We start from the raw sequence: 9,262 nt of genomic DNA, 5'->3' as shown, positions 1-9,262 counted from the left end.
CCCCCGGGGGTGTCCTCCCCCCGGGGCGCCGCGCGCTGACGGCCCGTAGGGCCCCGCGGGCAGAGCGCACGACGGGAGATGGCCCCCCGCGCGGCCTGCGCGACGATGGCAAGTCCGGGCCCCGCCTGGGGCCGGGCCGTTCGAAGGGGAAGGGACACACCGTGCTGGGTGACGAGGACGGGACCGCCGCCAGACTCTGGGCCATGGCGGGCCTGGGCACGCCGATGGCGCTGCGGACCGCGGCGACCTTGCGGATCGCCGACCACATCACGGCCGGGCACCGCACGGCCCGTGCGCTGGCGGCCGTGACGGACACCCATGCCGGGGCGCTGGAGCGGCTGTTGCGGTATCTGACCGTGCGGGGGGTGCTGGCCTGCGATGACCAGGGCCGCTATGGGCTGACGGCGCTGGGGCAGCCGCTGCGGGAGGATCATCCGGCGCGGGTGCGGGCCTGGTTCGACATCGAGGGCGCCGGGCGCGGTGAGCTGTCGTTCGTGGAGCTGCCGCACAGTGTGCGCACCGGTGAGGCCGCCTTCCCGGTCCGCTACGGCCGGGAGTACTGGGAGGACCTGAGTGCCGACGAGGAGCGGGCGGCGTCCTTCACCCGGCTGCTGGGCGCCGATGTCGCCGCCCGCGCGCCGGGGGTGGTGGCCGGGTATGACTGGGGGCGGCTGGGTCATGTCGTCGATGTCGGCGGCGGTGACGGTTCGCTGCTGGGCGCGGTGCTGAGCGCGTATCCGTCGGTGCGGGGCACGGTGGTGGATCTGCCGGGCGCGGCGGCGGCGGCCAAGGAGCGGTTCGCGGCGGCCGGGCTCGGGGAGCGGGCGGAGGCGGTGGCGGGCAGTTTCTTCGATCCGCTGCCCGCCGGGGCGGACGGCTATGTCCTGTCGCTGGTGCTGCACGACTGGGACGACGAGGCCGCGACCGCGATCCTGCGGCGGTGCGCCCAGGCGGCCGGTCCGCGGGGGGCGGTGTTCGTGATCGAGTCGACCGGGTCGGCGGGGGACGCGCCGCATACGGGGATGGACTTGCGGATGCTGTGTGTGTACGGGGCCGGGGAGCGCGGGGTGGCCGAGTTCGCGGCGCTCGGCGCGGCGGCCGGGCTGCGGGTGGCGGCCGTGCATCCGGCCGGGCCGTCGGCGATCATCGAGCTGAGGGCCGCGGGCCGGTGACCGCGCCGCTGTCCCCCGCGGCGTCCGGGGTGCCGGTGGCCGAGGCGTTCGCGGCGCTCGGTACCCGGGCGGGCCGGGCCGACCCGTATCCCTGGTATGAGGCGATCCGGGCGCATGGCCCGGCGGTGTGGCTCAGGCCGGGGCGGCTGGTGGTGACCGGGTACGCGGAGTGCGGGCGGGCGCTGCGCGCGCCGGGTCTGCGGGTGCAGGACGCGGCGGCCTATGACGCCCTCTCGCCCGCCTGGCGGTCGCACGCGTCGCTGCGGGCGTTCACCAGTTCCATGCTGTACAGCAATCCGCCGGATCATCAGCGGCTGCGGTCGGTGGTGAGTTTCGCGTTCACCCCGCCGCGGATCCGGGCGCTGGAGTCGGTGATCGGGGAGATGTGTGAGCGGCTGCTGGAGCGGCTGGCGCGGCTGGGGGCGCGGGGGGAGCCGGTGGATCTGATCGCCGAGTTCGCCTCCCGGCTGCCGGTGGCGGTGATCAGCGAGATGATCGGGTTCGGGGAGTCGGACCAGGTGTTCTTCCGGGATGTGGCCTCGGCGATCGCGGTGTCCACGGACGGGTCCGGCGATCCGGCGGCGCTGGAGCGCGCGGATGGGGCGATGGAGGAGCTGAGCGGCTATCTCGCCGAGCTGACCGCGCGGCGGCGCCGCGAGCCCCGGGATGATCTGGTGACGCTGCTGACCCGGGTGCACGACGAGGACCGGGAGCGGCTGAGCGAGGAGGAGCTGACGGGCACGCTGATGGTGCTGCTGACGGCCGGGTTCGAGACCACGAGCTTCCTGATCGGGCACGGTGTCCTCAGGGCCCTGGCCGAGCCGGTGCTGGCGGCGCGGCTGCGGTCCGATCCGGCGTTCGCGGCGCCGTTCGGGGAGGAGGTCCTGCGCTGTGAGCCGCCGGTGCATGTCACCAGCCGGACCGCGTCCGCCGCCCTGGATCTGGAGGGGGTGGAGGTGGCGGCCGGGACACGGCTGACGCTGATCCTGGCCGCCGCGAACCGGGACCCGCGCCGCTTCACCGATCCGCACCGCTTCGATCCGGGGCGCTTCGGTGCGGGGCGCGGGGGTGAGCGGCCGCTGAGCTTCGGCGCGGGCGGTCATTTCTGTCTGGGGGCGCCGCTGGCGCGGCTGGAGGCACGGATCGCGCTGCCGCGGCTGCTGGCCCGTTTCCCCGGCCTGCGGCCGGTCCAGGCGCCGGTGTACCGGGACCGGTGGGTGGTGCGGGGTCTGGAGACGTTTCCCGTCACCCTGTGACCGGGACACCGCAGGCCGGGAACACCGGGCCTCCAGGGCTCCGGGCCTGGCCAACTCCGGGCCTGCGCACCACCGGGCCTGGGCAACACCGGGCCTGCGCACCACCGGGCCTGCGGGACTCCGGGCCTGCGCACCACCGGGCCTGCGGGTCTCCGGGCCTCTGATGCCCTGCCCCTGCCCTGTCCCCCGCTCCCCCTCGTGCCCCCGGTCTCCCGGTGCCGCCGGTCTGCGTGTCGCGGCTGCGGGCGGCCCGGCCGGAGCGGGGCCGCGGGGCCGCCGGGCGCGGCACTCCCGTAGCACTCCGGTAGCGCTCCCGCGGCGCTGCCGTAGCGCTGCCGTAGCGCTGCCGCGGTTGGGCCGCCGGGCCGCCGCCCGGGGGCCGCCGGTGAGGTCGCGGGGGCCCGGGGGGCTGGGGCGGGCACGCAGCATCTACGGAGATGCCCCGGTCGGGGGCGGGACATGACGATGCAGGGGAGTCAGCGAGCCCGGGGGCCGCCCGCACAGGGATGCCGTCGCGGGCAGCGCCCGGCGTGGGCCGGATCCTCATAAGGAGACACCTCGTGACAGCACCTCTGAAGATCCTCGCCGTCAACGGATCGGAGCGCGACGGCAACACCGCCGATGTCCTGCGGCACGCGGCCACGGCGGCCCGGCGGCGGTCGGTGGTGTTCGAGACCGTCGATCTGCGCTCGATCCGGATGGAGCGCTGCGGGCCGTGCGGGGACTGCAACGACCGGACGGCTCCGTGCGCGGTGGCTGATTCGGTGCCCGGGGTGGTGCGCCGGATGGTGGAGGCGGACGGGATCATCTTCGCCGCGCCGGTGCACGGGTTCGGGACGGCGAGTCTGATGCAGACGTTCATCGAGCGGGCCGGGGTGGGATATCTGCGCTTCGACCGGCCGCTGAGCAACAAGGTCGCCGGGGTCATCTCGGTGGCCCGCCGTTACAGCGCCGGGGAGGTGTGGTCGCAGCTGACGGCGAACGCGCTGCTGAACCGGATGATCGTGGTCGGCAGCGGGTTCCCGGCGACCGTGCACGCGCTGCACCGGGGGGACGCGCTGAAGGACGAGGAGGGTCTGACGAACGTGACCCGGCTGGTGGAGCGGATGACGGACATGATCGAGCTGCTGGCCGAGCACCGGCGGCTGACCGGCCGGGATGATCTGCTGCCCGCCGGGGAGGTCAACGAGCGGGTCGGACTGGCCCTGAACGAGACGAAGGTCGCGGTGTGATGGGCTCCCCCGCCACCGCCCCCGGGACCGGATCCGCCCCCGCCCCGGCCCCCGCCCCGGCCGCCGCCCCGGCCGCCGTCCGGGCCGCCGCACCCGCGTCCGCCGTCCTGGCGGATACCGGGGAGGGTACGGAGGATTTCCTGCGCGCCTACGGGCGGGTCAGCCGCGCGTTCTACGACGGTTCGCTCACCCCGGGCGCGCTCGGGCGGTGGCGGGCCGGGCGGCTGGCGCGGGTGCTGGAGCATGTGCGGGCCCGCTCCCCGTTCTACCGGCGTCATCTGGCGGGCGTGGACCTGGCGGCGGTCACTCCGGGGGATCTGTCCCGGCTGCCGTTCACCACGAAGGAGGATCTGCGGCGGGAGATGTTCGGCGTGCTGTCGGGCCCGCTGTCGGAGGCGCGGATCTACTACGAGACCAACGGGACCACGGGCGCGGCGACGCCCTGTCCGCGCGGGGCGCGGGACATCGTCACCTCGAACGCGGCCGTGGAGGAGTCCTGGCGGCGGCTGTTCGCGTCCCGGTTCGGGGCGCGGATGCCGGTGGTGGGGCTGATGGGCCCCTCGGAGCTGTACGCGTTCGGGGATGTGTTCGGTGCGGTGGCGCAGTCGCTGGGGGCCTGCCATGTGAAGATCTGGCCGGAGTCGCCCCGGGTCGGGTTCGCCAAGGCGCTGCGGCTGATCGAGGAGCTGGGGGTGGAGGTGGTGGTGTGCGCGCCCGCGGTCTGTCTGAGTCTGGCGAAGGCGGCGCTGCACTACGGCTATGACCTCTCCCGGCTGCCGGTGCGGCTGTTCCTGGTGCTGGGGGAGATCTGTACGCCGCAGCTGGCGGCGAACGTGGCCGCTGTGTGGCCCGGTGCGGTGGTGCGGCCCGCGCTGTACGGGTCGCAGGAGGCGCTGTGTATCGCGACGGGCGCGCAGGACGGGCGGCTGTATCTGTCGGTGCCCAACTATCTGGCCGAGGTGATCGATCCGGACTCCGGCACGGTCCTGGGCACCGGGGAGGGGGGTGCGGTGGCGGGTGAGCTGGTGCTGACGATGCTCGTGGACGGGATCAAGCCGCTGGTGCGTTACCGCACCGGGGATCTGGTGCGGCTGTCGCCCGCGCCGCCGGGTGTGCCGCTGCCGGGGCCGGTGGTGGAGGTCACCGGCCGTGTCGCCGACCGGATCCGGCTGGGCCGGGCGCTGGTGGGGCCCGGGGAGCTGGAGGCGGCGGTCCTGGAGGGCGTGCGCGGCTGTCTGGGCTATCAGCTTGTGGTCGGCCGCGCGCCCGGCGGGGGTGATGAGATCACCGTACGGGTGGATCTGCTGCCCTCGGCCGGGGACCGGGGGGCGGTGAGCGCGGCGATCGGCGGGCGTCTTGAGGCGCTGACCGGGGCGGTGGTGCGGGTCGTCGTGGACGGCGCGCTGGATCCGGTGACGCAGACGGGGTCGTTCGTGAGCTGGAAGGCGGCCCGGGTGTGCGATCTGCGGCAGGCGCCGGACGGTGCGGCCGAGGCCGCCCGGAAGGCCGCGCACCGCTACGCGATCACGACCTGAGTGGGGGATGGGGCGATGAGCGACCCGCGTCCGGCGCCGGCCGCGCTGCGTGTGACCACCCGGGTGCTGCCGCTGGAGGGGGTGGAGCTGCTGCCCGTCTACCGTGCGCTGGCGCAGCGGTTCGGGCCGCGGGAGGTCTATCTGCTGGAGTCGGCGGCGGGGCCGCTGCCTGACCGGCGGTTCCAGTTCGTGGGTTTCGGTGCCCTGCTGTCGGTGGCCGTCACCGGCGGCCGGGTGCGGGTGGAGGGCCATCCGGCGCTGTGCGCGCTGCTGCGGGAGCGGATCCGTCCCTTCCTCGACACCGCCACCGACACCGACACCGACACGGACACCGACGCGGGCGGGGACACCGGCGCGGGCGCGGATGCGGATGCGGGCGGGGGCGGGGGGCGGCTGCGGACGCCGGGGGCGCTGTGGCCGCTGCTGCGGGCGGTGCGGGACCTGTTCGACGCGCCGGCGTCGGCGGAGCGGTTCCGGTTCGGGTTCCTGAGCTTTTTCGGCTATGACACGGTGCGTTATGTGGAGGATCTTCCGTATCTGATGGAGCGTTGCGAGGGGGCGCTGCCCGATGTGCAGCTGGTGCTGCACCAGGGGTGTGTGGTGCGGGATCTGGCGGCGGGGCGCACCGAGCTGCTGCTGCATGAGTGCGGGGTGTGGCCCGCGCTGGCGGCCGGGGAGGTGACGGCGCTGCTGGAGGGGGCGGCGGAGAGTCATCCCGAGCCGGACGCGGTGGCCGTGCCGGAGGCGGTGGTGCGGGACGACAGTGATCCCCGGACGTTCGCGGGCCAGGTGGAGCTGTGTCTGAAGCACATCGCGGCCGGGGACATCTACCAGGTGCAGATCGGGCATGAGCTGGCGATGCGCTCGCCGATCGATCCGGTGGAGGTCTACCGGCGGCTGCGGCGGCGTAACGCGTCCCCGTATATGTACTTGGCCAGTGTGGGCGGGCAGTGTGTGATCGGGGCGAGCCCGGAGCTGTTCGTGCGGATCGAGCGGGACACGGTGACGATGCGGCCGATCGCCGGGACGCTGCCGCGCGCCGGGGACGACGGGGCGGGGGCGCAGCGGCTGCGGGGGGATCCGAAGGAGATCGCCGAGCACACGATGCTGGTGGACCTGTGCCGCAACGACATCGGGCGGATCGCGCGCGCCGGATCGCTGGCGGTGCCGGACGAGTTCGCGGTGGAGGGTTACTCCCATGTGCTGCATCTGGTGTCCACGGTCACCGGGCGGGTGGCGGCGGGCCGGGATGTCTTCGATGTGGTGGCCGCGCTGTTCCCGGCCGGGACGATGACGGGGACGCCCAAGATCCGGGCCATGGAGATCATCGAGTCCGTCGAGCGGTCCCGGCGGGGCCTGTATGCGGGGGCGCTGGGGCTGATGGGGGCGGGTGGTTACACCAATCTCGCGCTGTGCATCCGCACGCTGTTCCATCAGGGCGGTGTCTACCGCACCCGGGCGTCGGCCGGGGTGGTGGCGGATTCCGATCCGGGCGGTGAGTGGCGCGAGACGCTGGCGAAGATGAGCGCCGCCTACTGGGCGGTCACCGGAGAGGAGCTGCTGTGACGCCCCACTCGCGAGGTCCGGTGCGGGGTGCCGGGGGCCGTCCGAGGGTCCTGGTGGTCGACGCGTTCGACAGTTTCGTCGACATCCTGCGCCAGTACCTGATGTCGGCGGGTGCCGATCCGGTGATGGTGCGCTCGCATGTGCTGCGGACCGCGGACGTGGCGCGGATGGGGGTGGACGCGGTGCTGCTGGGGCCCGGTCCCGGGCATCCGGACGCCAGCGGGCATGTGGCGCTGGTGCGGGCGCTGGCCGGGCGGCTGCCGCTGCTGGGGGTGTGTCTGGGGCATCAGGCGATCGGGCGGGCGTATGGGGCGCGGGTGGCGGGCGCGCGGCATCTGATGCACGGCAAGGCGTCGCGGATCGAGCATGACGGGCGGGGGCTGTTCACGGGGGTGCCGCCCGGGTTCTCGGCGACCCGTTACCACTCGCTGATCGTGACCGAGGGCAGTGTCCCGCCGGTGCTGGAGATCACCGCCCGCTCCGCTGATGACGGGTATGTGATGGGGCTGCGGCACCGGGTGTGGCCGGTGGAGTCGGTGCAGTTCCATCCGGAGAGTTTCCGTACCGAGCACGGGATGCGGATGATCGGCAACTTCCTGGACGGGGTGCGGCGGTTCACCGCCCCCGGGCTGCCCGGGGTGGCGGGGGTGGCGGTCGCGCGTCCGGTGCCGGCGGGGGCGGTGTGAAGGGGCCAAAGGCGCGTCAGCGGGCCCGGGGCGGGTGCGCACGGGGTGAGATGCGCGGGCGGGGGCGGGCGTGATGGGCTCGGTGGGGTGCCTGGCGTGCACCGCACCGTGACGATGGGGGAGGTTTGGTGGGGTACTGGAACAGCAGGGCCGAGACGATGCCGCGGGCGGAGCTTGCGCGGTGGCAGTGGCGGCGGCTGCGCCGCGCCCTGGCCTATGCGGCGGACCGTTCGCCGCTGTGGGCGCAGCGGATTCCCGGCGGGATCGGCTCGCTGGAGGAGTACACCGCGCGGATGCCGCTGCTGTTCAAGGCGGATCTTGTGGCCGCGCAGGCCGCGGGGCCGCCGTATGGGACGTGGCCCGCGCTGGATCCGGCGCTGGGGGTGCGCCATCACCAGACCAGCGGGACCAGCGGGCATCCCCCGGTGCGTACGTTCGACACCGAGCGGGACTGGGCGTGGATCACGGACACCTTCTGTACGGCGCTGTACGCCAACGGGGTCCGTTCCCGGCATCAGGGGCTGGTGGCGTTCGGGTACGGCCTGTTCGCCGGGTTCTGGGGCATGCACTACGCGCTGGAGCGGATGGGCTGCACGGTGGTGCCGGCCGGGGGGCTGGACTCCACGGCGACGGTGCGGCTGCTGGTGGAGCGCGGGATCGAGGTGCTGGGTCTGACGCCGAGTTACGCGCTGCGGCTGATGGAGCGGGCCCGGGAGATGGGGGTGGATCTGGCCCGGGACGCGGGGGTGGAGGTGATCCTGGCGGGCGCCGAGCCCCGCTCGGACGCGACGACCCGCGCTGTCGAGGAGGCGTTCGGGGCGCGGGTGTTCAACGCGGCGGGGACGACCGAGTTCGGCGGGGTGTTCATGTTCGAGTGCCCGCAGCGGCGCGGTGCGTGCCATATCAACGAGCCGCTGGTGATCGAGGAGGTGCTGCACCCGGTGACCCGCCGGCCGGTGGGCTACGGCGAGGAGGGGGTGCGGGTGACGACCGGTCTGTACCGGGAGGGGATGCCGTTGTTCCGGCACTGGACGGAGGATGTGGTGGTCAAACGCCCGGCGTCGGCGTGCGGGTGCGGCCGGAGCTGGGATTTCCTGGACGGGGGGATCCTGCGGCGCCTGGATGACATGCGCAAGATCCGGGGGGTGTCGGTGACGCCGGTGATGATCGAGGACGTGCTGCGGGCCTTCCCCGAGGTCGGGGAGTTCCGCTCCTCGATCCGTACCGTACGGGGGCTGGACACGGTCCATGTCGTGGCGGAGGCCGCGGCGTACGGGAGCGCGGGGGCGGCGGCGCTGTGCGCGCGGATCGCCGAGGAGTTCAAACGGGAGATCGGGATCCGGCCCCGGGTGGAGCTGGCCGCGGCGGGCGCGTTGCCCCGGACGACATGGAAGGCGGCACGGCTTCATGACGAACGCCATCTCGCTCACCTCTGAGCGCCGGGCGCCGGACGTGCCCGTGACGGGGCAGGCAGCGGGGCAGCCCGTGTCCGAGCGGCCCGTGGCGGGGCAGCCCGTGGCGGGGCGGCCTGCCGGGCCGCAGGTGCTGACGCCCGCTCAGGAGGAGACGCTGCTGGCGGGCTATCGCGCCCTGACGGCTGTGGAGCGCTCCTGTGCGGTTCCGGCGGTGCGGGCCGCGCTGCGCGGCGCGCTCGCGGAGCTGCGGGTCGCGCTGGAGGGCCAGGCGGTGGAACTGGACGACTACTACCGCACCGCGTGACAGCGGACGGCCGCCCCCCTCGGATACGGGAGCGGGGCGGCCGCTTCACGGTGCCCGTGTGCGGCGGGCGGGACGGAGGGCGCGGACCACGCCCCG

Annotated in this window: 8 protein-coding genes; all 8 read left to right on the top strand. The window is 74.3% G+C overall.

The window, feature by feature from the left end; all coding sequences use genetic code 11:
• Positions 1-164 precede the first annotated feature (164 nt).
• The 8 genes from ACFVIM_RS28975 to ACFVIM_RS28940 all read left to right on the top strand — a co-directional run bounded on the left by ACFVIM_RS28975 (position 165) and on the right by ACFVIM_RS28940 (position 9,166).
• Positions 165-1,172, top strand: a complete 1,008-nt coding sequence (locus ACFVIM_RS28975; RefSeq protein WP_384307356.1) for a methyltransferase — start codon at positions 165-167, stop codon at positions 1,170-1,172.
• Positions 1,169-2,428 (top strand): cytochrome P450, encoded by a 1,260-nt coding sequence (locus tag ACFVIM_RS28970; protein ID WP_384307354.1) that lies wholly within the window; start codon positions 1,169-1,171, stop codon positions 2,426-2,428. The genes ACFVIM_RS28975 and ACFVIM_RS28970 overlap by 4 nt, the downstream gene beginning before the upstream one ends.
• Before the next feature lie 560 nt (positions 2,429-2,988).
• Positions 2,989-3,660 carry a flavodoxin family protein gene (locus ACFVIM_RS28965; protein WP_384307351.1) on the top strand — a complete coding sequence of 224 codons (672 nt, stop codon included), beginning with the start codon at positions 2,989-2,991 and terminating at the stop codon, positions 3,658-3,660.
• A complete protein-coding gene (locus ACFVIM_RS28960; RefSeq protein WP_384307348.1) occupies positions 3,660-5,195 on the top strand; it encodes a phenylacetate--CoA ligase family protein in 1,536 nt (511 codons plus the stop codon). Before ACFVIM_RS28965 ends, ACFVIM_RS28960 begins: the two co-directional genes overlap by 1 nt.
• A gap of 15 nt (positions 5,196-5,210) precedes the next feature.
• Positions 5,211-6,761 (top strand): anthranilate synthase component I family protein, encoded by a 1,551-nt coding sequence (locus ACFVIM_RS28955; protein WP_384307346.1) that lies wholly within the window; start codon positions 5,211-5,213, stop codon positions 6,759-6,761.
• On the top strand, positions 6,758-7,447 hold the full coding sequence (locus tag ACFVIM_RS28950) for an anthranilate synthase component II (RefSeq protein ID WP_384307344.1): 690 nt from the start codon (positions 6,758-6,760) through the stop codon (positions 7,445-7,447). Before ACFVIM_RS28955 ends, ACFVIM_RS28950 begins: the two co-directional genes overlap by 4 nt.
• Before the next feature lie 128 nt (positions 7,448-7,575).
• Positions 7,576-8,883: a phenylacetate--CoA ligase family protein gene (locus tag ACFVIM_RS28945; protein ID WP_384307341.1), complete on the top strand. Its 1,308-nt coding sequence runs from the start codon at positions 7,576-7,578 to the stop codon at positions 8,881-8,883.
• Positions 8,855-9,166, top strand: a complete 312-nt coding sequence (locus ACFVIM_RS28940; protein WP_384307338.1) for a DUF6052 family protein — start codon at positions 8,855-8,857, stop codon at positions 9,164-9,166. Before ACFVIM_RS28945 ends, ACFVIM_RS28940 begins: the two co-directional genes overlap by 29 nt.
• Positions 9,167-9,262: the final 96 nt, after the last annotated feature.

This window comes from Streptomyces sp. NPDC057638 (genome assembly GCF_042800315.1).
Lineage (GTDB): Bacteria > Actinomycetota > Actinomycetes > Streptomycetales > Streptomycetaceae > Streptomyces.
The sequence above is the reverse complement of the archived record's forward strand: the minus strand, read 5'-3'. Positions and strand labels throughout refer to the sequence as shown.